Below are 25,635 nucleotides of genomic sequence, written 5' to 3'. Positions count from 1 at the left end.
TCATAGCTCGTCGAAGCACCCGCGTGTGCGACTTCATCCAGCAAGTCTCCGGTCATTTGGAGGAACTGCGCCATCGACATCACATCCAACATTTGCGGGTGGACAGTGATGAGAACGGCTGTTGCTGCTGTGAGCGCTGAGAGCGTCAAATACCCCAATTGCGGCGGGCAATCGATAACGACGACATCATAGAGGTTCTGCGCCTGCGCAAGCGCCTGGCCGATGCGCGCGAAGAAGAGCGTGTCGCCAGCCTTCCGAGTCATAAGCGCCCGCGGCGTGTCGTGCTCGAACTCCATCAGTTCGAGATTTCCCGGAACGATGTGCAGGTCCGGAATATAAGTACTGCGAACGACCTCCGCGATCGATCGCTGCCGCTCGTCGTATCGGATAGCTCCATAAAGGGTTTCGTTTTCTCCGACATGAAGTTCAGGTTGAAATCCGAACAACGCCGATAAGCTCGCCTGCGGATCCAGGTCAATTGCAAGGACGCGGTAGCCGTGCAGCGCAAGGTACTGAGCGAGGTGAGCGGATGTCGTCGTCTTACCGCTGCCTCCTTTGAAATTCATTACCGTGATCACCTGAAGGTGTTCTCCGGCAGTGCGATGCGGCAGGTACCGTCGATTGCCTCTCGCGCCTTGATCCAGATGCTTGCGGATTTCATGAATGGCGTCGACAGAATAGCTACGCCGACCGTTTTTGATTGTTGGCGCAATTCCCTTCCCTTCGGTCGCCACCTGTCTCAAGTAGCCTTCGTGAATACCGATGAGTCGGGAAGCCTCGGCGGGACTGAACTGCCGAATCGTCTTTTCGGCTTCGGGGGGGAACGTGTTGCGGTGATGTGCCTGAAGCTGGTTGGCCAGATCGGCTCCGTGACGCTGAACGAGCGTCCGCAATTCGGCGCGGGCCGTAGTATCGCTTGTTTCGGGCATCTTCACCATCGTGCCGTCCATTTCGCCTGGATCGTAATATGCGGAGTTTTTCGAGAACATTGGATTTTTCCGCGTGCAGCTAAATAAGGCCGATTCTCTGGCTTCTGCAAGAACTTTTGAGTTACTGAAAGGTTAACGCCACGAGGTGAAAGGACGAGCGTTTCATCTTTCAGTGTTAGCCGCGGCTAACTCCGAAGGGCTCCCGTTCTAGCAAAGCGATTAAAGCATGATTCGCTCGATAAGCTGGCAGCGATCGTTGATGCCGGCTGACCGGCACTGTCAATTTGTTGGGCCGAATTCGTGACAAGGTCGCAATTTGGCGCTCAGGTTTTGCCGAGACGCGAACGGGTGCCGAAGTTACGACTTGCTCATGCAGCCCATTTGAGAATCTGCATTTGATTGTGAGACTCGTACGAGGGTTCCTGCACTTAATTCGAGAGCCAAGGCTCGCAACGTTGGTCAAAGATTCGAGGGCAGGGCGGACCATACAGTCATTGGTGTAAACGGCGGCAGCCAGAGTGGCTGCTCGATGTCGAATTCGGCAAGCGTGCGAGGTTCGCCTATCTCTGCGAAGTTTATAGTCGGATCCTCGAGCTGAGCGGCGGCGGCACTCCGACCAAACGTCAGCTATTATCGTGAGCAGAGAACAGCCCCTTACCCCCGGATGATCGGGTTGGCGCCAGCGAGTACCGAAATATCCACCGCGCCGCGGTCGCAGCGCGCAACGGATGGAAAGAAATCTTGCGGAGCTGTGCGCCTCTCCACCGGGGGAGAGCCGTCTTGACGATGCGGCCACAGCACGCGGTCTTCAGGTAATCGCGGTGACATTTAGGAAGCCGCGGCAGCGGTCGCCCGGTTAGCCGAAGCGTTTTCTTTTAATTGCGGCGTAATCATCCGGCCCAGCAGGCGTTCGGATTTCAACACTCTCAAGTTAGGGGTGGCGCGAGCGTAACTGTTCCGCAGCCTCGAGCCCAGGCCTGTCTGGATCGGCAAAGTCGCCAACCCGACTCACGATCGATGACAAGATAGCGAGTCGAAGGCGGCTTGAACCGCAGGACGCCCATGTTCGCACACCAGTCATCAACATCGGGCATGCGCTGTCTCATAGCCTTCGGCCAGTCCAATTTCCTCAGCGGCTGCGGCAAGACGAAGCGCCTCAGCGGGGGCCATCACGATCACCCTCCGGGGATTGTCGACGGGCGCGTTTTCGGCTCTGGTTCTATGCAAGATGGTCAATTGAACGCCGACGATTGCTCGCGACACGGATTGCTTGGCCGCGACGAGGCAGGGCTATCGCCGATTTGGTGAGAAGTCGGCCTTCGGCAAAAACCGAAAACTATTTGGGGGGAGGGGCAGTCCACGCCCTGCCAGATACCGCGATGCCAATGTGCCGGCGACAGGAAACGCTGATCGCCAAAGTGCCAGCGCGTCAGCGGTCGTCGTCCGGCCTGGCCTCAACCTCGGCGAAGAAAGCTGAGCGGCAGGCCGCGACAGATCAAGGTGCGCAAGGGCCGTCTTGATGGCGGGCGGCTCACAACCCGCGAAGCAGAAAAACACGATCCCCTTATGGCCGTCCGAAATCGATAAGGATGGACTTTGGTCGCCTCGCCCCTTGCCATGTGTCGGGACCGGACAGCGACAAAGATAGCCGCCGAAGGTTTGCAAGCCCCCAAGGCTCGGCACGCTGCTTCAGCTTTGATCGCCAGCATTGTGTTACGCGATCTCGTGTGGCGCAAGGGCAGGACGCGATTCGGCGGCGCCAAGCTCAAGTCCACGTGGTCCAGGTCTGTGGCGCTCGGCTGCCAACCGCCTTTGGCAATCATTACCGCCTGCCAACATGCGAGTGCCTCTCCTCATGGAATGCGAAAATTACGAATATATTCGTAGCTTAACCGATTTACCATAGCTTCTTCGGGCGAGGCGGGCCGTGTTGATAATATAATGGCAGCTGTGTAAAATTGCGCTCAAGAAGCTTTCTTGTCAGCGTCGTCGTAAAATACGAAGCCGCACTTTGATGACGGCAACGAATAATATGCGAGGAAAGTGCTGTGGCGCAGCAACGTCTGGGGAAAGACGCGTTTCGCAAATCACGCGCATTGAGATCGTTGGGAGAAAACCTCAATGAATATCGCCTTGCGCGGCAATGGTCTATTTTGCGGCTCTGCAAGGAATGCGGCGTTAGCCACGCGTTCATCACGCAGATTATCGAATTCCGAGCAAACCCCTCGATTCTCCTGCTTGAAAAGATTGCGGAGAATCTTGGCGTCGAACTCTCCTGGCTGTTAACCCGAGACGCCAAGGAAACGACTACATTGAGCGACGTCAAGCAAGCTATGGATACGCGTTAAGCGCTTTTCCGCCGGCGTGGTTTTGTTTTTGATACCCTTCCCGCCTTGATTCGCTTCTTCATGACGTTTTTATAGCGTCTGAAAAATCGTAGGTGCTCGAGAATCTCGGGAAGAAGTCCTTCGAGATAGGCGAGGCGCTCTTCGAATTCTGTCGATAATTTATCGTCATCATTTTCAATTGGCATTTTTGAAACTTTTAGTTGCAAGATCGAGGCAATTATTGGTGCCGCTGAAGGCTCAAATTTTTAATTGGCAATGGCAAAATCGTCAGAATTCGCGGCAGTCGGCAAAGACTACAATATCATAAAACGTCTCGGCAATACCGATCATATTATCAGCGACGAAACCACGAAAGCCGCCAATACGCCCATAGCCCCCGCGATGGACGTAGCGTCGAGCCACTATCGGATACGTCCGCCAACAACCATACCGCCAACGCGCGATCAGTCGTCGAGCGACGCTGTTTCCTGTGCGCTTAATCACAACCGGCACCGCTAACTATCCGACCGAAAAATCGGAGCAGATCCGCGTGAGCGTGGGAGCCATGTCTCTTGTCCCTCGTCGGTGTTCGTCGAATTTGCGGTCACTTTTCCCCAGCAACGCCTGACGTCCGAAGCCAAATGCATAATGATTGAAATGCCTTAGCTTCAGTTCCGCGCATTGACAGCCATTATGAATATATTCATAATCGCTGGGTCTCACGATCCAAGGTTACCTCGTGTCGTGAAACGCTGCATTCGAAACGCATCGGAGTTTCCCGGCATCTGTGGCGATGTCAGCCGCAGGCCGTGGCAAAAAAAGACAGTAGGCGTGTTCAGGAGGCGGGATGCGATCGTTTGTTCATTCCGCGATACGAGAGGTATTCATGAAGGACGAGACCGAATCGACAAACGCTCGTCCGTTCGAGTTTGACGCTGTCGATTTCGACGAGCGCGAATGTGGTCGCTTATTTTGGGATATGGCGGAGCTGTCTGCCATTTCTCATTCGGAGGACAAACACGCGCCATTGACAATGAAAGTCGAGTTAATCGATCATACCGTTCGCATCGAGGTTTCCGCGACACAGAAAGATGCGCGCGGACATTGTTGGATGCTTTCTGAAATATTTCGTCGTTTGAGCGCTGGTCTCTGATTATTTCAAAGCATTTTTATAGCCGGCTTAGCGCCTTGGCTAAGCTCGATCGTTGCCTATCCGACTGCTGCCCCCGGCACTACATGTGGTGGTAGAACTCCGACTCTTGACGGCCGCCAACAGTGCCACCGACAACGGTGCCGTTCGGCTCGAAGAGGAGCCATTCGCTGGCGACAGCGAACGACGAGGATGCGCCACGAGGCGACGTTGGGTGCTGGGTGAACGGACCTGCAATCTTCACGGTAAGGAGACCTTCCCGCCCTTAACGCCAGCGATTGTTTTCGGGGACACAGGGCTTTCAAGAACCGATTGCCTGGCGGCGGCCCGACGGTAGCGTCGCAATGCTGATCACATGGCATTGGCGTCCTCCATGATTGATCTCGCTCGATCAGTCGAACTAGCCCTGCGCCGTACTGCCTGTCGGGGTGGTGATCCGCACCACGCCCTTGAACTCGGCGGAAAGCGGTGCCGAAGCCGTCCCGGCCAGCCTGTTGTCGCCGGCCGGCGCCAGCGGAAACCGCTCCGCCTTGCCGTCGGAGGTGAAGGTCGCGACGCCCTGAAATCCAGCTGTGGCGACTTCGTGCGCGGAGTGGTCCGCCGGGTTGCGGATTCCGACGAAGCCGGCCATGCATTCCAATAGGAAGTCGGCCACCTGTTCCGATTTGAAGCCGGCCACTTGCAGTTTGCTGTCACAGGTCAGGATTGATGATGTTTCGCCGTTGATGATTGGTCAAGGGCGCATGGATTTCAGGCGCCCGAACGCGTCTTGCGCAGACTTTCTCCCGCCAGATCGATCCGGTAGGCGTTGTGGATGACGCGGTCGAGGATGGCGTCGGCGAGCGTTGGAAGCCCGATCATGTCGTGCCAACGATCGACGGGGATCTGGCTGGTGATGATAATGGATCCCTTGTCATAGCGGTCTTCGACGATTTCGAGGAGATCGCGCGCTTGCTCGGGCGTCAGGGCTTCGGGCCCCAATCATCCAGAATGAGCAGTTTGGCCCGAGCGATCGAGCGCAAAAGCCGAGAATAGCGCGCATCGCCATGGGCGATCGCCAGATCGGCGAAGAGCCTGGGAAGGCGGGTATAGAGGACAGAGAAGTTTTCCCGGCAAGCCTTGTGTCCAAGCGCGCAGGCCAGCCAGCTTTTGCCCAGGCCGCTGGCTCCGGTGACGAGCAGATTGCGCCGTTCGGAGATCCAGTCGCAGGCGGCGAGCTTGAGGAGCAGCGCCCGATCGAGACCGCGCGGGATTTGATAATTGAACGTCCTCGACGCTGGCGTGATGGCGCAGCCGCGCGGCTCTGGCGCGCGTTTCGAACTGTTTTTGCCGCCTCGGCGTCGGCCACTCCACAAGCGGAAATTCGGTGTTTTCCGAACGAACCCGTGTCTTCTGGAAGGAAAGCGGTCAATCACTCGCATGAGCATCAGCACGAGTATCCCTACACGCACACTCATGTGCATGAGTATCGGCACGGGACCTGGTTCATTCGCACCCGCACGAGCACACACATTCCCATATTAACGATCATGTCCATTTCAGCGAGCACCAGCACGCAGCGCTAGAGGCCGAAGAAAGGAACGACGATCAAGGGCATTCCGACCATGCCCATGGCGCTCATGGCCACAATCATTAGAAGGCGGACGCGGTTTGAACCCGTCTGACGTACGCGCGTGTGCGGGTGGGTTGCTGTACACGAAGCGACAAAGCTTCGGCGCTCGCCGCCATCAAAGGAGACGCGGCAATCATGACGCCCGCGCACATCGGGCGCCATAATCATGCTTGAAAGTCTCGCTGAATCAGATTTGCTTGCCGTCGGCTCCGAATTGCTTGATGTAGGCAATCACGTTGCTGATGTCCGCCTCGTTCTGCAATCCAGGGAACGTCATGTTTGTGCCTGGCACGTCATGCTTGGGCTGCTTCAGATAGGTGCGCAACGTCGTTTCCGACCACACGATGCCCGAGTTCTTGGTGGCGTCGGAATAGTTGTAGCCCGGGACACTTCCCGCCTTTCGGCCGATCAGCCCGTTGAGCTCAGGCCCATAGAAATTCTTCGCGCCGACGCCGATATGGTGGCACTGCAAGCACTTGGCGAACACTTTTTCGCCCGCCGCGCCGTCTTGCGCGCGAGCGGCGCCGCTTCCGGTCATGGCGACAAGCGCGGCAGCGATCAGCACAGATGCAATTTTCATAAAGTCTCTCCGTCGCCTTTTCTTGCAGCGCTAAATGCACGAACCGCCTCCGAAGGCATTGAGAGGCGGGTCCGCGGGACCCCGATGATCCGATACGGAGGCTGACGCCTCAAATTTCCGCAGATAGGTAGCTCGTCACTTCGATGCCGACACAAACCTCCATGACTTCAGGGGCTGCCCAAACCATCGTATCCTCCACCTATCCGATCCTATACAAGCGCGTAGCACTGTTATTGATAACTATCATATAAGTAAATGACGTTTCATGAGAAAAGCATGAGAAAAAATCACAACAAGAGCTGCACAAAAGTACAATTCCTATTTTGCGCTAGGTCGCTACCATCTATTTCAGAAAGATAGCTAACTATCTAGGGTGGAACGTAATGACTTCGAGAACTAGAGCCTTTATTGCCGTGCTGCTTGTAGGGTGCTCACTTGCCGGCGCGGGCCGTGTTCTTGCTCATGGCGACGTCGCGCCGCAACCTGTGGATACGACGGGCCTCGACCCATTGGGCGATGGCTGGCGCGATAAAAACCCGTACCGTGGCAATCCCACCGCGCTGAAAATCGGTACGTCAGGTTTCAACCAGAATTGCGCGCGCTGTCATGGGCTGGAAGCCGTTTCCGGCGGAATCGCTCCCGACCTGCGCTATCTCGACAAGGGTGAGGAAGGCGATGAATGGTTTCTCAACCGCATTCGCCACGGATACACTCAGAACGGCCTGACGAAAATGCCGGCTTTCGAGGGCATCCTGAGCCAGGAAGCGATGTGGGCTATCCGCACTTATCTCGACTTCCGCCACGTTGATAATTAACGAGCTTCGACGTCACGGTTGCTTTTTTCGCGCGCAAAGAGTGTTGGTCGGCGCGCGAAAATGACTCCCAGTTTGGCTGCATAAAGTTCGAGGCAAACGCGGGCCGGGGCGATCGTCCCGGTTTGCGCATTCAAGCTCGTCGCCTGCCTCGCTTAGCCTTTTTCCCCCTATTGATCTTTTTCCTGGGCCGTCAGTGCCGCGACCGCCGCAGGGTAGTTTTGCGCGGCGGCGCGTTTCAGCCAATCACGGCTCTCCTTGGAATCAAAGGGTTGCCCCTTCCCGGTCTTGAACATGACGGCGAGGGCATATTGCGCTTCGGCGTCGCCGGCCTTTCCGGCCAGCAGAAATCGCCGCCCGGCTTCTTCCAGATTGCGCTCTACGCCCAGACCCCGTTCGTACATCCAGGCGAGCCGCGCCTGCGCGTGGGCGTCGCCAGCGTCGGCGAGACGCTGGTATATGGCGGCGGCTTCCGCTTGGCGCCCGCCGCTGCTCAATTGCTCCGCCTGTTCGAACTCGCTCAAAGGGCGATCGCTATGTTCCAGCGACGCCAGACGACTGATGGCGTCCACGTTGCCTGCCGCAGCGGCAAGACCGAAATAATGCCGCGCCTTGTCGAGGTCCTTGAGATCGGGTTCGTCGCTGCTGTAAAGCAGGCCGAGTCGATATCGCGCATTGACGCCGCCGGCGTCGGCGGCGGTCTTGAAAAGCGACAGGGCTTTCTGGAGGTCCATCGGCTCGCCGAACCCATTTTCGGCGAGCACGCCGAGATTGAAAAGCGCGTCCGAATCGCCAATTCCGGCGAGAACTTCCCAGACATTGCGGGCCGATCTGTAGTTCCCCATTTTGAATTCGGCATAGGCCTTGAATCGGCCGACAATCGGATTGCGGATCCAGTCGCTGGCGGAACTGTCCTGCGCGAGCGCCGGCGCTGCGCCCGCGAGCATGGCGAAGAGATAGAAGACGAACTTCATCTTTCTGGTCCTTTCCGTAGCTACAGTGCAGCTCGGCTTCCCGTTCAATGCCGTCACTGATTTCCCTTTCCCAATGATGGTGGCCCGGATTTCATGACGGACAAAAATCCTTCATCGGGCGACAGCATCAACAGCGGGCCGGAATCGGCCACAGACCGGCGATAGCTTTGAAGCGAGCGGAAAAACCGATAGAAAACCGGATCCTTGTCGAACGCGTCCGAAAGCAGGCTGTTCGCCGCGGCGTCGGCCTCACCACGCACAATGCGGCTGTTTCTGTCAGCTTCCGACAACATGACCGTGCGATCCCGATCCGCCTTGGATTTGATCTGCTGGGCCCATTCGAATCCCTGTGCGCGCAATTCCTTGGCTTCGCGCTCACGCTCCGATTTCATGCGATCGTAAATCGCCTGGCTGGTCTCGAAGGGAAGGTCGGCGCGGTGGATCAACACCGCAACGATTTCGATCCCCAATGGGCGCGCTTTTTCGGTGACTTCGGCCTGGATGTTGTCGACGATTTTCGGGCGTTTTTCGGACAAGAGATCGTGCAGGAGCCATTGTCCCAATTCCCGCCGCAGCGACGAACTAACGATCTGCGCCAATTGGAGGCGGGCCTGTTCCACGGTGCGGAGAGTCTGGTAAAATTTCAGCGGATCGGCGATGCGAAACTGCGTATAGGTTTCGACCTCCAGCCGCTTCTGGCCGCCAAGGATGATCTGCTCGGGCGGCGGCTCGACGGAAAGAGGCCTGGCGTCGTAATAGACGATGCTGTCGAGCAAGGGCGCCTTGACCTTCAGACCGGGCTCTCCAACATCGCCCATGGGTTTGCCCAGGCGAATGAGAAGCGCCTGCTGACCCTGTTCGACGACAAAAAGACTGTTCGCCAGAATCCAGATGACAGCTGCGACGGCCGCAGCCAGAAGGAGGATCGCGCGGCTACTCATCATTTACCTCCCTGGCTGTTCGCCGATCTATCCTTCTGGTCGCTGAGCGGCATAAAGGGAACGACCCCGCTCACATTTTTCCCCGAAGAATCGATGACGACTTTCGAGGCCTTTTTCAGCATTTCATCCATGCTTTCCATGTAGAGCCGCCATGCGGTAACATCCTTGGACCGGGAGTAGCTTTGGTAGACTGAGGCAAAGGCCTTTGCCTCGCCTTCGGCCAGGTTCACGACCTGGGACTTGTAGCCGCTGGCCTCCTGATTGATGATCTCCACCTGGCCCCGCGCGCGCGGAAGTATGTCGTTGGCATAGGCTTCGGCTTCATTCCGGGCGCGTTCCTGGTCGGCGCGGGCGCGCTGAACATCGTTGAAAGCGTCGATCACCTGGTAGGGCGGGTCCACCCGCTGCAACTGCACCTGGCTGATTTGTATGCCGGTTCCTTCGGCGTCCAGTCGTTGTTGCAGCAGTTCGCGGACCTGGCTGGCGATCAATTGCCGCTGGCCCGACAATGCCGCCTGAATGGGATGCTGGCTCGCCACTTCACGCAATGACGATTCGGCGATCGCCTTCAGCGTGGCTTCGGGATTGAACACCGAAAACAGATAGCGTCCCGCATCCTTGATCTGCCAGAACACCACGCAATCCGCTTCGACGATATTTTCGTCGCCGGTCAGCATCTGGTTGCGCGTGGCCGGACGTCCCGTGTCCGCCTCGGGCTGGTCGGTGGCGCCCAATTGAATCTGGTTGATCTTGGTGACCTTGGGTAGCAAGACCTTGCTGATCGGAGCGGGCAGATGATAATGCAATCCGGGATCGGTCGTTTCCACCCAGCGTCCGAATTGCAGGACAACGCCCTGCTCATCGGGTTGGACCTTGTAGACGCCCGATATCAGCCACGTGAGTCCCGCAAGCCCGATGAGGAGCGCAAGTCCCTTGGGTCCGGCGCTCGGTATCTTGACGGCGGCTTTCAACTCCTCCACGGCAAAGGCGGGAATCCGCCAACGTCGACCGTCGGCGCGGTGGGCGTCGTCTGTCGTGCCTGTTCCCGTCATGCTTCTCTCCCTGACGCCGATTGCGAAGCGGCCAGACGCCGCTTTTGTTGTTCCTCATTGATGAGCCGCGCCTCGAGAACGACGAAGGCTGCGATGAGCCACGGCATCGTCGGCGCCAGAAAAGGCGATTGCGTTGAGGCCCAACTGGCGATCAGCGGATCGGACATGGCGATGTCGCCGGAAATCCAGCCAAGCAGCGCGCCGCCGGCAACAATCAGAATGGGATAGCGTTCCAGCAAGCTTGAAATGGCAAAGCCGCCGAACATCAGCAGGGGGATGCTGAGCAGAAGTCCGAAGACCAGAATTCCCGCATTGTTTTGAGCGACGGCTGCAAGCGCCACCACATTGTCGAGGCTCATCACAAAATCGGCGATGACGACGATTCCGACGGCGGTGACAATCCCCTGCGGCTTGCCATCGGCGCCGTCGGAAGCCAGATCGTCTGGGCCGCCCTTTTCTTCATCGACAAGCAGACGGACGGCGATCAATGTCAAAGCGGCGCCGCCAGCGAGTTTGAGGCCGGGAATCGTGAGCAGCGAGGCGATGACGAGCGTGAGCCCGACGCGCATCAAAATCGCCACCCAGGTGCCGAAAACGATCGCCTTTCGCCTTGAAACCGGATCCAGCGATCGACAGGCGAGACCGATGACGACAGCATTGTCGCCGCTCAACAAGAGGTCGATGAGGAAGACCTCGATGATGGGGGCGAAATATTGGGATAGAATGTCGAGGTTCATGAGTCCTCCGTCACGACAGCAGACCGAGAAGACCCCCGACCAGTCCAATTCCAGAAACCAGGATTGCGGCCGCGACCAACATCCAGAGATACCAGCCGCGAGGTCTGTGGATCTCCGGCAGCGCCTTCACCGCCGCGAGGACGAGCAAGGCGATCACCAGCGGCAGCAGGAAGGCGCTCACTACCTGCATGCCGATATTGAGCCAGATCAGGTCGTGAACCCGCACCACCAGGACGACGCACCCACACACCAGCAAGGAAAACAAGCCGAAGAACCAACGCGCCCGGAGCGGGTGATGCTCGAAGCTGTGCCGATGCCCCGTGACCTCGCTCAGGCCCCAGACGAGCGCCAGAGCCGACACGATCGCCGCCACCGAGGAGGCGCCCAACACCCCGACCGCAAAGACCAGCCGGCCAAGGCGCTCACCCAGGACCGGCGTCAGCGCCTCGCTGATTTCGCCGACCGAATGAATATCCAGATGGTTTTCTCGCGCGCCCAAAGTCGCAGCGACCGCCACGAGAACCGCCGCCGTCAGCAATTGGGTGACCACCGCGCCGATGGCTGTATCGATCCGGGCGATCTTGTAATCATCGGGTCCCAGATTGCGGTCCACGACGGCGGATTGCTGGTAGAACACCATCCAGGTGTTGAGCACGGCGCCGATCATGGCGGATGCGAGATAGAGAAACTCTCTGTTGCGGAACGGAATGTCCGTGACGTCGCGCAATATTGTTTGCGCATTCGGGTGCGAGAACCACGCCACCACGAAAAACGCGCCTTCGCACACCCCGATGGCGAGAGCGATACGCTCGACGCGGCGATAACCATCCGTCGCCACCACCGCCAGAAGACCCAATGCCGCAATTGGGACGGTAGCGGCGCGGGGCATGTCGAATAATTCGCCTATGCCGGCGACGGCCGTGAATTGCGCGATCAATGTACCGATGGCGGCAGTGGCGAGGCCTCCCGCCGATACCCAGGCCCAGGCGTCACCGAAGGTCTCCTTCAGAACCTCGCCATGACCCTTTCCGCAGAAAATTCCCAGCCGGACAGCCAACTCCTGCAACATATAAATCAAGGGCGTCACGAACAGCAGGATAGGAAGCAGACGATAGCCCCAGCGGGCGCCGGCCTGGGCGGCGACCACGACATTGCCGGCGTCGCCATAGGCCAGCATGACCAGCAGCCCCGGCCCCATGGCGGCAATGCGGAGCCAGATCCGGCGGACGAAGATCGCAACTCCCTGAGGCGCCGAAACGGACGTGCTCATTGATTACGCGACCCCGACGGATGACGTCACGATCTGGAATGCGCGCGCGGCGCGATCACGTGTCGGTTCTGTCCGGAGCACAGCAGCCTCTGGCGTGAAAAATGCCCGCCGTTCGAAGGCAGGGCTGCCAGTATCCGCGTCGGATTGTGAGAAAGTCGTGAGATGGCGGCAATTCAGACGGCCGATCGCATCGGACTTTATGACGAGTTTGTCATGGCCGGGCACCCGACGAAACTTCGGGCCCTCCCGGCGCGTTGGAAACTTCCGTGGACTTGGCCATGCGGATCGCCGGTCGCGCCGGTCCTTCAGTTCATCGCGTCATCCGCGCCGAGACAGTTTTGCGCGGATGGATCCTGGAGGCGTCTGAACATGCTGACCATCCGCGCCCTTCCTATCGCTGCCCTGTTGCTCGCCACGCCCGCCTTTGCCGAGTCCTGCGAAAATCATTGCAAGGTGCGAATCCATGTCTGCCTCACCGCGGATGAATCGATATGCCAATTCCAGGATATTCTTCCCGATGAGGCTGCCGGATTGTGCAGCATGTTGATGACCCAGACCGCCTATGACTGGATCATAAAACAGCGCAAGCTCACGCACATGAGCTGGTCTTTGGAGAGCGCCGAATGCGTCCGGCCTGACGACAATAGGATCTGACGCGGCGCCGCGCGCCGAGAAAGGCCATGACGCCACCCGCTGAAATTGTGCGAACGTCACGAGGCGATAACGATTTCCGCCTTCAGTCTGCCCCGAGTTTTAAATCAATCAATGGGTCACATATTGCTTGTCTTGCAATTTGAATCCGACGCCCCGAACGGTAACGAGTTGCTCAGCGAGATTGAGTTTCTTGCGGAGGTAACCGATATAGACGTCAACCGTGTTGTCATTGACATCGGCGTCGACGCCCCAAACCTTGGCAAGGATCGAGTTCCGGGTGACCGCCCTGTTTTTGTTCTCCAACAAATGTTCCAGCAGGCGAAATTCTCGCGGCGTCAAATCAATGCTCTGCTTGCCAAGCCAGACGTTGTGGGCGTCCCGGTCCAGCACCAGAATGCCCGCATTCAGATTGTTTTTGCGGCTTTCCGACTGGGTCCTGCGTTGCAAGGCCCGCAACCGGGCCAGCAATTCGTTGAACTCGAACGGCTTGGTAATGTAATCGTCGGCGCCGGCGTCGAGACCCGATACTTTCTGGTCGATCTGATCGCAGGCGGACAAGATCAGAATGGGCGTCGGCCGCTCCTGCCGGCGCAATTCGGCGCAAACGTCGATGCCCGCCATATCCGGCAGCATCAGGTCCAGAATGACGGCGTCATAATTCGTCTGGGATGCGCGCGACGCCGCGCTTCGACCGTGCACCACCCAATCCACAACATGGCCCGCGCCCTTGAGGCCACGGACTATGAATTGGCCGATGCCATTATCGTCTTCAACCAAAAGCAGTTTCATCCGCGAGGTCATCCCATTTGTGAGCGAACGCAATTTTTCGCAAGCCTCAGCGCAAGAACAGATGCAAAACAACGAATTCGTTCTGGCGGAAACTTGCTATAGGTTGATCCGGAAGTTGACAGGCTATTGCGGCCGCCATGATTGAGATGGCGGATGGTCATTCAGCAGCGGGATTTGTGCGGCGAACCAAATCGCGGCTTCGGCGCCAGACAGCAGCGCCGTCTGAATCTTCCAAGCCATGCTCCCTCCCTGAGAGGTTATTGTCGTCTTCTTGTAGGCGCGCCCGCAAAAAAAAGAGAGCGGCCGGCATTTTTGCCGAAATGACCCTAGCTCTCTTCAAGACGTCTCCGAATGGTACTTTATATCGAGAGTCGAATGTCTTTTTCATCAAGAAACCAGCGCTACAGGCTCGTCACGATTCCCGCTTGGTTGACGACCACGATACCTCGAGAATCGCTTCACTTTCGCCCGTCTATCCGGAGTCGGAAAAATCGGCTTGGCTGACGCCTGGCGCCGATGGAAACCGCATGGAAATGGTCGTGCCTTTTCCTGGAACACTTGCGGCGTGAATCTTTCCTCTGTGCTCCTCGACGATCCAGCGTGCGACGGAAAGACCCAGGCCGGTTCCTCCCATCCGTTGTCCGGATTGGGTCTGATAGAACCGCTCGAACAAATTCGGCAGTTCTTCGGGACTTACGCCCTCGCCTTCGTCGGCGACGGACAAAGTCGTGTCGCCCCCGCTTTGCGTGACAATCAGGCTTACGACCTGCCCAGGGCGTGAAAATTTGATCGCATTGTCGACAAGGGTCAGCAGGCATTGCTTGATCCAGCTGAAATCGCCTTCAATCCGCGCCGCTTCCCCGGTTTCCTCATATTTCAAGGCGACGCCATTCGCCTTGGCCATGCCGTCGCACTGGCTGACGACTTCTCCGACGACGGCGGTCAGATCGATATCGGCGTAAGCAAAAGATGGACGTCCATCGTCAGCGCGCGCGATGGTCAGAAGATCGTCGATCCGACGCTTGAGATATCCCGCATTGGCGAGGATCGCCGACAGCGCCTCGCGATAGGAATGCGGACCGGTTTCCTTACTGGCCAGGGACACCTGCGCTTCACCTGCGATGATGGTCAAAGGCGTGCGGAATTCATGACTGACGTCGGCAAAGAAGCGCTTGCGGCTTGCATCGACGGCGCGCAATTCATCGTTGATCTCACGCAAGGATTGGGTGCGATGGCTGACGATCGCCTCCAATGTTTCATTTTGCTCGATGAGTTTTCGGTTACGCGCGCCGAGTTTCCCGGCCATTCGATTTATATACTGAGCCAGAAGGCCGAATTCGTCATGACCCCGCACCTTGATTCGGTAAGAAAGCTGTCCCTGCCCGAGCGCCTTGACACCGTTCACCAGCTTGTAGACGGGGTTCAGCACGGACTGACCGATAATCCAGGCGAGCAAAGCCGCCATCAACAATGGAAGCGCCAGGCAACTCGCTCCAATCCACTTGAGGCGAGCGCGCAGGGACTCCATCTCCTGCATGACATCCGCGACCTCTTTGCGTTCCCTGTCGATGGCTTCCGTCAGCAATTGATCGAGGGGGCCGTGATAGAGATAGGAGGTCCAGTTCACTTTGCGGGCTATTTCCTCCGGACTGTCCGACCTGGCGCGATCGCCGGCGTTGACCAGTTCCAGGACCACCGAGCGGATTCGCTGCAACCGCGCCGTTTCCGGCGCATTGTCGACTTTGTCGCCATGAAGGGTGACAAAATCCGCTTCCTGCGCGGTCGAAGCCATAAGCTGGTCGAGATGCTGGTAGATTTGGCCCGCGCTGTTTTCATGGGCGTCATCGGTGAGCACGAGATGTTCGAGCGCGCCCAGCATGAACTGGCTGACATCCGCCGAGAGTTGTTCGTAAAGATTGAGCTGCGTCCGTGAGGCTTCGGTCCGCTTGATGATGAAAGCGGCGGTATCGATCCAATACATGGTCAGCCCGGCCTGGACAGCGGCCATGAGCGCCAGCAGCAGCAAAACCGCGGCCAAGCCATTCCTCACGGAAAGGGATTTCCTCCAGAACCGATGGGGCAGCAGCCTGACGGCGAACGCCGGAACAGAATGGGGCTTCACCAGTGCGTCGGGCATCCTCGGCATCCTTCCATGTAGGTATCCTGGAAGATGGCGAAGCGTATATCAACGCCTTCGAGGACTGCGCCGCTGAGATCGGCGGCGAGCAGGTCCGCTTCCTGAAGGTCGGTTCCGACCATGGTCGCTGCGTTGAAGCGCGTTTTCGAAGCTTGCGCCTGTTCGAGATCCGCGCCCGAAAGATCGGCGTTGGACAGGTCGGCTTCGCGAATTCGGACAAACTTCATATCCGCGCCGCGCAAGGATGCGCCGACCAGTTTGGCGTTCTGAAGCCGCGTTTCGGAAACAATGGCGCCGTCCAGAATGGCGCCGGTCAAGTCGGCGCCGCGCAGATCGGCGTGGTTGAGATCGGCGCGCATCAGATTGGCGCCCCGCAAATTGGCGCCGGACAAATTGGCATAGCTCAGAGGGGCATGGCGAAGATCCGCCTGTCTCAGGTCGGCGGCGGGACATTGGGTGTGGGGCGCCAGTCGGCAGCCCTGGACGGTCCTGACATCCACCGCCGGCGCCAGCGACGGAAAAAATTTCGCCGCGCTGCGGCCCAAACCGGCTGACACAGCGGTCAGCCATGTCGTGCCCGTCGGGCAATTTCGGCATCCTTGGGTCGCGATGCCTCGAAAGGCGGCGCCCGACCACGAGGCGCCTTCCATATTCGCGGATTTGAAATTCGCGCCGTTGAAAGCGCCGTCGCTGAGATCGGCGGCGATCAGCTTCGCCTTTTCGAAATTGATATCATTGGCGGAGACGCCATGAAAATTGGCGGCGATCGCATCCGCGCCGGACAAATCGGCCGAAGATAGATCCGCCGAATCCAGAACGGCGCCATGAAGGGAAGCGCCGGCGAAATTGGCGCCGCTGAGCGCCGCCGACGGGAGCTGGGCGCCATCCAGATTGGCGCCGCGCAGATCGGCGCCCTTGAGGTTGATGTGCCGCAAATCCGCCCTGGCGAGCTTCGCGCCGCGCAGATTGGCGCCATGCATGTCCGCATCGTACAGGGCGACATGACGCAGATCCTGATTGTGCAGGTCCGCTCCGGCGCAATTGCCGCCAGGGGCCAGATGACAGCCATTTATGTCGAGGATAACGCCATCGTCAGCCCAATTGGCCGCGCGCGACGGGACGATGGGGAAACAGAGGATGGAAAGACAGGCCAGCGACAGCGCGATGGAGCGAAACATTGCGGTCATTTCCTCAACCATGAGTTTTGCCTCGCACCCTGGCGAGGTTCGATGCAAAGCAGGCGAGGGGCGCCCCGGTGGAACGCCCCTCATCCGCATCAGTTGATGACGCCTTTGGCTTATCTGATCCGGAAGACCCAGAACGATCCGCCTTGAGAGACCTGCGTGGTCAATTCGGCCATGTCGCCGCCCCACAGCGGAACCGCGCCGCCGTAGCCCGACGCAAGAGCGACATACTGGTGACCGTCGAGCTCATAGGTCACGGGAGAGGAGATGATGCCCGAGCCCGTCTGGAACTTCCAGAGTTCTTCGCCAGTCTTGGCGTCGAACGCCTTGAAGTAGCCGTCGCTGGTTCCGGTGAACACCAGACCGCCCTTCGTGGTGAGCGTGCCGCCCCACAACGGGAACTCTTCATTATGCGACCACACGATCTTGCCGGTGTTCGGATCGAGAGCCCGCAGGCTGCCGACATGATCCTTGTACATCCGGTGGATGCGGAAGCCCATGCCGAGATAGGCCGCGCCGCGGGTGTACTTGACCTTGTCGGTCCAGTAGTCTTCCTTCCAGTTGTTGGCCGGAATATAGAACAGGCCGGTATCCGGGTTATAGGACATCGGGTTCCAGTTCTTGCCGCCGAGGAAGGGCGGTGAAACCTCGACCGGCTTGCCTTTTTCTTCGCCGGGTTCCGGCAGAGGCGGACGCTGGCCCTCGTTTTCGATCGGACGCCCGGTCTTGAGGTCGATCCCCTTGGCCCAGGAGATGTTGTCGACGAAAGGATAGGCCGCCAGAAGCGCGTGCGGCCTGTTCGGATCGCCACCCGCCGCGGAAAGCTTGGCGCGATCGGTCACGAAGAAGAAGCCGTTACGATCCGCGTGGGCCGAGGCCTTGATGGACTTGCCGTTGGCGTCCTTGAAATCGAACAGCACCAGTTCGTTGTTGCCCGAAAAGTCCCAGGCGTCGTTCGGCGTATGCTGATAGAATCCCTTCAGATCGCCCGTCGAGGCGTCGATATAGGCCTGGCCGGAGGTGAACAGGCTGTCGCCCGGGGTGCGAGCCCAGCCGTTCCATGGAGCCGGATTGCCCGCGCCGACGATGATGGTGTTGGTTTCCGGATCGAACGAGGCGCTCTGCCAGGGCGCGCCGCCGCCATGATTCCAGGGCTCGACCAATTCGCCTTTGGCGTCACGCGGCCAGGACGGAGCCTTGGGATCGCCTGAAATGGTGCTGTCCTTGCCGTCGAGACGGCCCATGTGCCCTTCCACCAGCGGGCGAGCCCAGATTTCCTTGCCCGTATCGGGGTCGCGGGCGAACAGGTAGCCGAGGACGCCGAACTCATCGCCCGAAGACCCATGGACGAGCATGACGCGGCCCGTCTTCTGGTCTTTGACGATCGTCGGGGCGCCGGTCATCGTGTAGCCGCCTTCATGATCGGCGAACTTTTCTTTCCAGACCAGCTTGCCGGTTTCCTTGTTCAACGCGACCATTCCCGCGTCCAGCGTTCCGAAGAACACCTTGTCGCCATAGATTGCCGCGCCACGGTTCACCACGTCGCAGCAAGGGCGCGTATTGTCGGGAAGCTTGGCCTGATATTCCCACTTTTTCTTGCCGGTGCGGGCGTCGAGGGCGAAGAGGCGGGAATAGGAAGCGGTCACGTAAATGACGCCATCGCTGACGATAGCCTGGGTTTCTTGCCCACGCTGGCGTTCGTCGCCGAACGAAAACGCCCATTCGGGCGCCAGCTTGGAAACGGTTTTGACATTGATTTCGTCGAGCTTGCTGTAGCGCTGGGCCTTCAGACCCAAGCCATACATCAGCACGCTGTCGGTCTTGTCCGGCCCGGCGGCGATGTCTTCCCAGGTCACGTCCTTGGCGAAGGACTTCGGCGCATCCGCCATGCCGATCGCCATAGCCGCCAGCGCCAAAGCGATAGCTGTGCCGGTTTTTTTGGTTCGAAACATAAGACCTCCCCTTTTTGTCTTGGTAGCCGGGGGCAATGTTCAATTTCGATTTTAAGAAAATCATGAGGGCGGCGATCAAAGCGCCCCTTCGCGACCTGTACTTTGGTTCAGTTTCTCAAAAGCACGGCGGCGCCGCAATCTGCCAGATCGGCGACGCCCGCATTCCGATCTGGTCACGCTCGGCCTCGTTCGCCCGGAGCTAAAATGCCATCTGAAAACAATTTCTCTTCTGCTTTGCGCCGCGCCTTGGCGGCGAGTTTCCTTTTCGCCACCACATTGCCGGCCGCCGCTCCGGCGATGGCCACCGACGCCTTCATCAGCAACGAAAAGGGCAATAGCGTAACCGTGCTCGACATCGAGACGATGGCGGTGAAAAAGACCATTCCAGTCGGCCAGCGCCCGCGCGGAATTATCGCCAGCCCGGACGGCAAAACCGTCTATGTCGCGCTCGGCGACGACGACAAGATCGCCATCATCGATCCGCAAAGCCTGACCGTCACCGGCGATTTTCCCTCCGGCCGCGATCCGGAGCGGATCGACATTTCGCCGGACGGCAAGACCATCTTCGTCACCAATGAAGACAGCAATTTCCTCAGCTTCATCGATGTCGCGACGAAAAACCTGCTCGGCGAGGTCCGCGTCGGCGTCGAACCGGAAGGATTGGCCGTCAGTCCCGATGGCAAGCTCGTCGTCGCCACCACCGAAACCACCAATATGGCGCATTTCGTCGACACCGAAAAACGTAAAGTCCTGGCCAATGTGCCGGTCGATGCGCGGCCGCGTTTCGCCGCCTTCACACCGGACGGAGCCCAGGTCTGGGTCTCGGGCGAAATCGGCGGCGACGTGGTCGTCATCGATTCCGCGACCCATAAGATCATCGATCGGGTGAAATTCGATGTGCCGGGCCTGCGCAGCGAAAATGTCCAACCCGTGGGAATCAATATTTCGCGCGACGGCAAGCTGGCCTTCGTCTCGCTCGGGCCGGCCAATCGCATGGCGGCGGTGGATGTGAAGACGCGCGAGGTGCTGAAATATCTGCTGGTCGGCCAGCGCGTCTGGCACGCCGGTTTCGCCCCGGACGACAAATTCCTGCTGACGACCAAAGGAGTTTCAAACGACGTGTCGGTGATCGACGTAGCGGCGATGAGAGTGATCAAATCCGTGCAAGTCGGAGAATCACCCTGGGATCTGGTCATCGTCGGGGCGCAAAAACCATGAGCAAATAAAAAAGCAAGCAACGTTGGGGAGGTAATAATGCGAATTTTAAATTTCGCGACCGCAATCATACTGGTTGCCATGGCGTCCGCGATGGCTGAGGAGAAGCCGACACGATTTTGGAACCTGACGGCATGGACAATCACCGACTTCAAACTCGCCCCCGCCGGGACCGAAAAATTCGGTCCGAACCAATGCCAGAACGACAAGGATGCCGCCGTCGACGCGGATGAGCGGTTGAAGATCACCGGCGTTCCGACCGGCCAGTATGACGCCCGGATCGTGTTCAGGAATGGTCGAGTCCGCCGGGCGAAGAACCTGTCAATTGTCGAAGGCCAGATCTTTGATATAGGCGACAAGGATCTTGTCGACTGCTCAAAGTAAGGCTCTACGACGGCAGCGCGATTGTCGCGCGTCGATGCTTTTTCCGCTATCCGCCAAATAAAAAAAATCCATCGGTCACAAATTATGGCCGATGGATGCCAGTCGGAGGAGGCTAACACGGGGTGACCATGCAGAGAGTCCACGTTGACCCGCGCTTGCAATGGCGGCGGACGAAAAAAGGCTCGATACGACCCTTGCTGTGTGGCTTTCAAATAAATGCCACATGACGTTGCCCAAACACTGACGGTAAGCATATGATCTAGAAATACAATTTCAATAACTCCTACAAAAATCGGGTAATTACCCACGCCTGCGGGCAGCGATTGGCGGAATGACGATTTCTTAATTGGGTTGGCTGGTCTGCAAACTCGTTTGGCGCGCTCAGGATGCGACGGTTTGCAAGATGTCTGGAAGGGACCTGCGCCCGCCAGACGCGCGGTATTGGTGGCGGTGCGCACGGCGGTCTCGTAATCAGCGGCCCATTTGGCGCGATGACCGTTGGTGACTTTGCGCTGGATGACTGAAGGACGCAGATCGCGCTCGCAGCCGTTGTTGGTCGCTTCGACCTCGCCGGGAAAGGCACAGAAAGTCAGCAATTGATCGCGCGCTCTGGCGACGTTGGCCAACAGATCTCGGCTCAACGCGCAGTCCGTCGGCGTTTGCAAGATGGCGCCGAGATCGTTCTCCAGCTTGCTTCGCCTGGCTCGGATCGTCGACGTCGCCAATCTGTTGATGTCCGCGGCGAGCGCGAAGGCCCGATCCAGCCATAGTTTCAGCCGGAAAGGCGCGTCGTCTTCGCCATTCTCGTCGGCAAACCGCGCCTTGCGCTGGAGATGGGCCAGACATGTCTGGTGCAGTTCGCCATGGCCCTGTTGCGCGCTGTAACGGTCGGAGGTCCAGACCTTCGGCTGATGCCCGGCCATGGTCTGACGCACGACCTCGGCGGAACGGGTGAAGGCGGCGGTGTGAACCACGGCGTCCTTGCAATGAAACACCCAATGAAAACCGTTGACGCCCTCGATCCGCATGCCGGTCTCGTCGCTGGCGACAAACTCCGCCTGACGCAAGATCGCCAGCGCGGACGAGCGCTTGTCCTCGAACGCCGCCTTCGTGCGCGCGAACATATTCATCAGCGCGCCCTCGCTGACGGCGAGGCCAAAAAGATCGAGGAACGCCTGGCGCAACCGCTCATATGACAGGCTTGCCGGCTCTTCAAATAGATCGCCAACGCATGAATGCGCGGTCCAAATGGCGTTCCCTTCGCAGCGGCGGGCAAAGGTGCGGGCGCCTGATCGCCACAGCAGGAGCAGCGGATCGCAAAGCGTCGATGCCGACGCACAAACGGCCGAACCGGCGGTATTTCGACCTCGTCGTATTCGCCGATCAATTCCCGCTCGTCGCCGGCGCCAAATGGTAGATGGCAGCGGGGGCAATGGGTTGGTTCGTGATCTTCGACCGCATCTATCACACAATCTGCGCGAATGTCCTTCGTGTCCGGGCTTGGCCCCGCCTGGCTTGGAGTTTTCACGCCGCTCCTTGCGGTCGGACGAGGGCGGCTTCGACGATGTGCGCGAGGTTTTGTCCGGCCGCTGCAATCGCAGCACCAGTTCAATCAGCTCTTCCTTGTTCAGCCGATTCAAATCATCGCGGTTCATGCCGCCATGGATTCAGACTTTCGCAGGGCTGGCAAGGGCCTGGGTAACTACAATATCGGGATATTTTCCCGTTGAGTGCAGGAACAGTTGCGTCTATGTTTCTGATCATCCGAAATCGGAGGTCTTCATCATGATTTCCCGCCGCCCATTATTGATTTCCTTCGCCGGCCTGATCGCCTTCGCCGCGTCGCCCGCCGCCGCCCGCTCCGGCCTGCCCAAGGGGCTCGACACGGACAATGACGCGACGATCGATTTGGCTGAGGCCAAGAAAGCCGCGGGAGTTTTGTTCGACAAGCTCGACCACGAACACGACGGCACACTCGACGCCAAAGAGCTGCGCCGCCGCATGAAGAAAGGGGAACTCTCCGCCGCCGATCTCGACAAGGACGGCACTTTGACCAAGGACGAATATCTCGCCGTGGTCGAGGCCCGGTTCAAGGCCGCCGATACCGACAACGACGGCACGCTCACCGCCAAGGAATTGCACAGCACGGCCGGCCGCGCCCTGCTGAAATTGCTGAAGTAAAATTTCGGCAAGACAATCTGCCAAGACGATCCGCAAAAAAAGATGGCGAGACCGAGGGTCTCGCCATTTTGCTTGATGAGGTTCGCGGCGAGCGACCCCGCCTTGGGCAGAACGAAAGCGAGACGTCGGCTCAAAACGTGTAGCGCAATCCGGCATAGACCGAGAGCGGCTGTGCGGGCACGACGCTTTGCGGATTGGTGAAGGCCTGGAATAGCGCCGTCGTGTCGAAATAGGTTCCGTAGGTATAGTAACGGTGATTGAGGATGTTGTTGGCGATAGCGAACACTTCGAGATCGTGCGTGACCTTGTAGGCGCCGTTGAGCGAGACCGTGGCGTAGCCCGGCAGCAGGGGCTGCTGGTTGGATTCGTCGCCGACAAAGCGCTGCGGGCCGACGACCAGGATGTCGGCGCCCACGCGGGTTTTGGAATCGATGTCCCAATCGAGGCTGACTTTGCCGTGCTGGCGCGGGATCAGCGGAAGCTGGTCGCCCGGCACGACGAAGATGTTGCCATTGGCGTCGGCGGACGGGCTGTTCGAGCCGAGCGTCAGATAATTGCGGAAGGTCGCGTCGATATAGGCGTAGGTCGCGCGGATTGTGAACGGGCCCTTACGGTAATTGAGCTGGGCTTCGAAACCCTGGCGCAAGGTGTCGCCGACATTGGCGAAATAGCCGAAGCCCTGCTGGAAGGGATCGGGGATGTTCAGGATGTCGTTGGTGCTGAGCGTGCGATAGACGCCGGCCTTCCAGCCGAGCGCGCCCAAATCGTTGGCGAGGACCTGCTGGCCGCGGAAGCCCGCCTCGAAAGTCTGGGCGATGACCTGCTGGAGCGGCGGGTCGGCGACCAGGAAGCTCGCCAGGATGCAGGGCTGCTGGGGGTTGGCGCAGCCGAGTTCGAGCGGCGTCGGCGCGCGGTTCGATTCCGCGAAGGAGCCATAGACCAGCAGGTCCGGCGTGATCTTGTAGGTCAGGCCGACGACCGGATTGACGTGCGTATATTCGCTGTTGCCGGTGGCGTTGCCGCCGAGCTGATCGAAGAGCGAGATCGAGGCGAGGTTGAAGCGCGCGCCGGCGGAAAGCGTCAGCTTGTCGGTGAGGTCGAGCGCGTCGAGGGCATAGATCCCGAGATAGCGGTTAAGCGAAACGACATTGACCGGGCCATCGGAAACGGGATTTCCGGAAGGTCCAAGATAGGTTCCGGAGCCGAGGACGACATAATTGGGCGCGACGGTCCCGAGTTCGGCGGTGGCGCTGTAATTGGTCGAGCCGTAGTCGAAGCTCGCGCCGAAGGTGACGTGGTTCTTGAACCCGAATAAAGTGTCCGTATTCGAGAGCTGGGCGCTCGTCCCGGCGCTGGTGGTGAGGATGCTCGAGCGGTCGATCTCGCCGAGCACGGCGCCGGGCGGGAAAGTGTTGGGGAGTTGCTGGCCGTTCAGGCCATTGGCCGGGGTCGTCGTATCGTTGAAGCAGAGCTGGGTTGGGTCGTCGCAGGGCTGCACATTGGTCGGGTTGCCGTCGACGATGTGCTCGACATAGCGGCGCACATAGGAGTTGGCGGTAAGGCTCCAGGTCGGCGACAGGCTGAAATTGCCAGAGAGCGCGATCTGCCCGATCTGGGTATGAATGGTCTGCGGCGTCGTATAGACGTTGCTCCAGTCCTGCTGAAGCAACTGGACTGGCGCCGAACCGCTCGCGCCGAACAGATTGTCGGAGAGGCCGGCGGTCAGGTGAACCTCGTTGCCGTTGGCGCGGTAGCCGAGGTCGCCGTAGAAGCGGCGGATCGTGGAGGCGCCAAACTCGCGATAGCCCTCGTCATGCACGCCCTCCAGGGCACCGTAGAACGCGAAGTCTCCGACCTGTTTGCCGTAATCGACCCCGCCCTGGACGCGGCCGTAGGAGCCGCCGGAAAACTCGACGCGGCCGCCTTGGGTATTGAAGCCGTCCTTCATCTTGATATTGACGGCGCCGCCGAGCGCGTTGAGGCCGAACGCCGGATTGTTGGAGATCATGTCCATCGAATAGATGGCGAAGGTCGGGAGCATGTCCCAGTTCATCGTGTCGCCGAACGCCTCGTTGACGCGTACGCCGTTCTGGTAGACGGCGAGGCCCTGCGGCGTGCCTTGGACCGGCGAGGAAACGAAGCCGCGAAAGACCACGTCGGGCGACAGCATGTTGCCGGTGGGTCCCTGAATGTCGACGCCTGGCACCAGGCGTTGGAGCGTATCCGCCGCCGCCGGCGAACCGGTGCGCGCGATTTCCTTGGCGTCGATGCGGGTGTTGTTCGAAGGCGTCAGATCCTGGGTGAAATTGAATGGGGAGCCAGCGACACCGGCATCGGACGCAGGAACCGCAACTGGCGGCGCTGGGGTCGGCGCGTCGGTGGTGATGTTGATGTCGGGCAGGACCACAACGCCGCCGTCCTGCGCCGAAGCGTGCTGGGCCGATGCGGCGACTGCGGCGAGAGCGCCGGCAAGAGACAGCCAGGATATGCGCGTCATTTTGCGATTCCCAAGTTTCCGCCCCTCATTGGGGACGACAAGAACGAGCGACCGGACAGCCAAACGAAGAGAATCGACCTCTCTTCCCGTTCGTTACGATCAATAGAGTTTATGCCGATTCGCTTAAGATGGCATTTATAGTCGAGAGTGTCCGGTGACGCACTCCCGAAGATATCGGGATTTTTTCCCGAATAATATAATTCCTCTGAATGTGGTTTTGAGGTTACAATAGACCTACGCTAAATGGTAAACACCGCC

General features: G+C 59.0%; 23 protein-coding genes and 2 pseudogenes. 8 read left to right on the top strand and 17 right to left on the bottom strand.

Going from position 1 to position 25,635, the window contains the following annotated elements:
* A partial coding sequence (gene repA, locus ACLP2E_RS15735; protein WP_442466474.1) for a plasmid partitioning protein RepA occupies window positions 1–929 on the bottom strand: 929 nt, incomplete at its 3' end.
* 1,290 nt (window positions 930–2,219) lie between these two features.
* On the bottom strand, window positions 2,220–2,486 hold the full coding sequence (locus ACLP2E_RS15730; RefSeq protein WP_442466473.1) for a DUF7146 domain-containing protein: 267 nt from the start codon (window positions 2,484–2,486) through the stop codon (window positions 2,220–2,222).
* Window positions 2,487–2,977: 491 nt separating this feature from the next.
* Here ACLP2E_RS15730 and ACLP2E_RS15725 point away from each other — a divergent pair, with 491 nt between their 5' ends.
* On the top strand, window positions 2,978–3,277 hold the full coding sequence (locus tag ACLP2E_RS15725; protein WP_442466472.1) for a helix-turn-helix domain-containing protein: 300 nt from the start codon (window positions 2,978–2,980) through the stop codon (window positions 3,275–3,277).
* An 865-nt stretch (window positions 3,278–4,142) separates the two neighbouring features.
* Window positions 4,143–4,409 carry a hypothetical protein gene (locus tag ACLP2E_RS15720; protein WP_442466471.1) on the top strand — a complete coding sequence of 89 codons (267 nt, stop codon included), beginning with the start codon at window positions 4,143–4,145 and terminating at the stop codon, window positions 4,407–4,409.
* Between the two features lie 397 nt (window positions 4,410–4,806).
* Here ACLP2E_RS15720 and ACLP2E_RS15715 read toward each other — a convergent pair whose 3' ends face one another.
* The 4 genes and pseudogenes from ACLP2E_RS15715 to pqqA form a co-directional block, all read right to left on the bottom strand.
* A complete protein-coding gene (locus ACLP2E_RS15715; protein WP_442464102.1) occupies window positions 4,807–5,085 on the bottom strand; it encodes a hypothetical protein in 279 nt (92 codons plus the stop codon).
* Between the two features lie 71 nt (window positions 5,086–5,156).
* Window positions 5,157–5,747, bottom strand: a pseudogene (gene istB, locus ACLP2E_RS15710) (IS21-like element helper ATPase IstB); the annotation flags it as partial.
* 458 nt (window positions 5,748–6,205) lie between these two features.
* The gene (locus tag ACLP2E_RS15705; protein ID WP_442466470.1) at window positions 6,206–6,583 is read right to left on the bottom strand and encodes a c-type cytochrome; all 378 of its coding nucleotides are present in this window, start codon (window positions 6,581–6,583) and stop codon (window positions 6,206–6,208) included.
* A gap of 124 nt (window positions 6,584–6,707) precedes the next feature.
* Window positions 6,708–6,785, bottom strand: a complete 78-nt coding sequence (gene pqqA / locus ACLP2E_RS15700) for a pyrroloquinoline quinone precursor peptide PqqA (RefSeq protein WP_442464104.1) — start codon at window positions 6,783–6,785, stop codon at window positions 6,708–6,710.
* Between the two features lie 196 nt (window positions 6,786–6,981).
* Here pqqA and pedF point away from each other — a divergent pair, with 196 nt between their 5' ends.
* Window positions 6,982–7,413: a cytochrome c-550 PedF gene (gene pedF, locus ACLP2E_RS15695; protein WP_442464100.1), complete on the top strand. Its 432-nt coding sequence runs from the start codon at window positions 6,982–6,984 to the stop codon at window positions 7,411–7,413.
* Window positions 7,414–7,580: 167 nt separating this feature from the next.
* On the opposite strand, the gene ACLP2E_RS15690 is transcribed toward pedF, so the two are convergent.
* Genes ACLP2E_RS15690 through ACLP2E_RS15670 form a run of 5 tightly spaced genes read right to left on the bottom strand, consistent with a single transcriptional unit; the run spans window position 7,581 to window position 12,384 of the window.
* Window positions 7,581–8,384 (bottom strand): tetratricopeptide repeat protein, encoded by an 804-nt coding sequence (locus ACLP2E_RS15690; protein WP_442464099.1) that lies wholly within the window; start codon window positions 8,382–8,384, stop codon window positions 7,581–7,583.
* Window positions 8,385–8,437: 53 nt separating this feature from the next.
* A complete protein-coding gene (gene hflC, locus ACLP2E_RS15685; protein ID WP_442464098.1) occupies window positions 8,438–9,325 on the bottom strand; it encodes a protease modulator HflC in 888 nt (295 codons plus the stop codon).
* Window positions 9,325–10,377, bottom strand: coding sequence for an FtsH protease activity modulator HflK (gene hflK, locus ACLP2E_RS15680; protein ID WP_442466469.1), 1,053 nt, complete (start codon window positions 10,375–10,377; stop codon window positions 9,325–9,327). The genes hflC and hflK overlap by 1 nt, the downstream gene beginning before the upstream one ends.
* On the bottom strand, window positions 10,374–11,114 hold the full coding sequence (locus tag ACLP2E_RS15675) for a TerC family protein (protein WP_442464096.1): 741 nt from the start codon (window positions 11,112–11,114) through the stop codon (window positions 10,374–10,376). Before ACLP2E_RS15675 ends, hflK begins: the two co-directional genes overlap by 4 nt.
* Window positions 11,115–11,124: 10 nt before the next feature.
* Window positions 11,125–12,384: an NRAMP family divalent metal transporter gene (locus tag ACLP2E_RS15670; protein ID WP_442464095.1), complete on the bottom strand. Its 1,260-nt coding sequence runs from the start codon at window positions 12,382–12,384 to the stop codon at window positions 11,125–11,127.
* Between the two features lie 369 nt (window positions 12,385–12,753).
* On the opposite strand from ACLP2E_RS15670, the gene ACLP2E_RS15665 reads away from it, so the two are divergent.
* Window positions 12,754–13,038, top strand: a complete 285-nt coding sequence (locus tag ACLP2E_RS15665) for a hypothetical protein (protein ID WP_442464094.1) — start codon at window positions 12,754–12,756, stop codon at window positions 13,036–13,038.
* Window positions 13,039–13,146: 108 nt separating this feature from the next.
* Here the strand turns inward: ACLP2E_RS15665 and ACLP2E_RS15660 are convergent, their stop codons facing one another.
* From ACLP2E_RS15660 to ACLP2E_RS15645, 4 genes are all read right to left on the bottom strand, one after another.
* Window positions 13,147–13,827 (bottom strand): response regulator transcription factor, encoded by a 681-nt coding sequence (locus ACLP2E_RS15660; RefSeq protein WP_442464093.1) that lies wholly within the window; start codon window positions 13,825–13,827, stop codon window positions 13,147–13,149.
* A gap of 472 nt (window positions 13,828–14,299) precedes the next feature.
* Window positions 14,300–15,964 carry an ATP-binding protein gene (locus ACLP2E_RS15655; protein ID WP_442464092.1) on the bottom strand — a complete coding sequence of 555 codons (1,665 nt, stop codon included), beginning with the start codon at window positions 15,962–15,964 and terminating at the stop codon, window positions 14,300–14,302.
* Entirely contained in the window at window positions 15,946–17,163 is a 1,218-nt protein-coding gene (locus tag ACLP2E_RS15650) for a pentapeptide repeat-containing protein (RefSeq protein WP_442464091.1), read from the bottom strand. The genes ACLP2E_RS15655 and ACLP2E_RS15650 overlap by 19 nt, the downstream gene beginning before the upstream one ends.
* Window positions 17,164–17,261: 98 nt before the next feature.
* Complete coding sequence (locus ACLP2E_RS15645; protein ID WP_442464090.1) at window positions 17,262–19,100, bottom strand: PQQ-dependent methanol/ethanol family dehydrogenase; 1,839 nt, start codon at window positions 19,098–19,100, stop codon at window positions 17,262–17,264.
* 35 nt (window positions 19,101–19,135) lie between these two features.
* Here ACLP2E_RS15645 and ACLP2E_RS15640 point away from each other — a divergent pair, with 35 nt between their 5' ends.
* From ACLP2E_RS15640 to ACLP2E_RS15630, 3 genes are all read left to right on the top strand, one after another.
* Entirely contained in the window at window positions 19,136–19,303 is a 168-nt protein-coding gene (locus tag ACLP2E_RS15640) for a hypothetical protein (RefSeq protein WP_442464089.1), read from the top strand.
* 1 nt (window position 19,304) lies between these two features.
* A complete protein-coding gene (locus tag ACLP2E_RS15635) occupies window positions 19,305–20,318 on the top strand; it encodes a PQQ-dependent catabolism-associated beta-propeller protein (protein WP_442464088.1) in 1,014 nt (337 codons plus the stop codon).
* Between the two features lie 90 nt (window positions 20,319–20,408).
* Window positions 20,409–20,699 (top strand): hypothetical protein, encoded by a 291-nt coding sequence (locus ACLP2E_RS15630; protein ID WP_442466468.1) that lies wholly within the window; start codon window positions 20,409–20,411, stop codon window positions 20,697–20,699.
* 404 nt (window positions 20,700–21,103) lie between these two features.
* Here ACLP2E_RS15630 and tnpC read toward each other — a convergent pair.
* Window positions 21,104–22,354 (bottom strand): annotated as a pseudogene (gene tnpC / locus ACLP2E_RS15625) (IS66 family transposase); the annotation flags it as partial.
* A 130-nt stretch (window positions 22,355–22,484) separates the two neighbouring features.
* Here tnpC and ACLP2E_RS15620 point away from each other — a divergent pair.
* Window positions 22,485–22,880: an EF-hand domain-containing protein gene (locus ACLP2E_RS15620; protein WP_442464086.1), complete on the top strand. Its 396-nt coding sequence runs from the start codon at window positions 22,485–22,487 to the stop codon at window positions 22,878–22,880.
* A gap of 130 nt (window positions 22,881–23,010) precedes the next feature.
* On the opposite strand, the gene ACLP2E_RS15615 is transcribed toward ACLP2E_RS15620, so the two are convergent.
* A complete protein-coding gene (locus ACLP2E_RS15615) occupies window positions 23,011–25,377 on the bottom strand; it encodes a TonB-dependent receptor (RefSeq protein WP_442464085.1) in 2,367 nt (788 codons plus the stop codon).
* Window positions 25,378–25,635: the final 258 nt, after the last annotated feature.

This window comes from Rhodoblastus sp., from assembly GCF_052145335.1.
In the GTDB taxonomy this organism is placed as follows: Bacteria; Pseudomonadota; Alphaproteobacteria; order Rhizobiales; family Beijerinckiaceae; genus Rhodoblastus.
The sequence above is the reverse complement of the archived record's forward strand: the minus strand, read 5'-3'. Positions and strand labels throughout refer to the sequence as shown.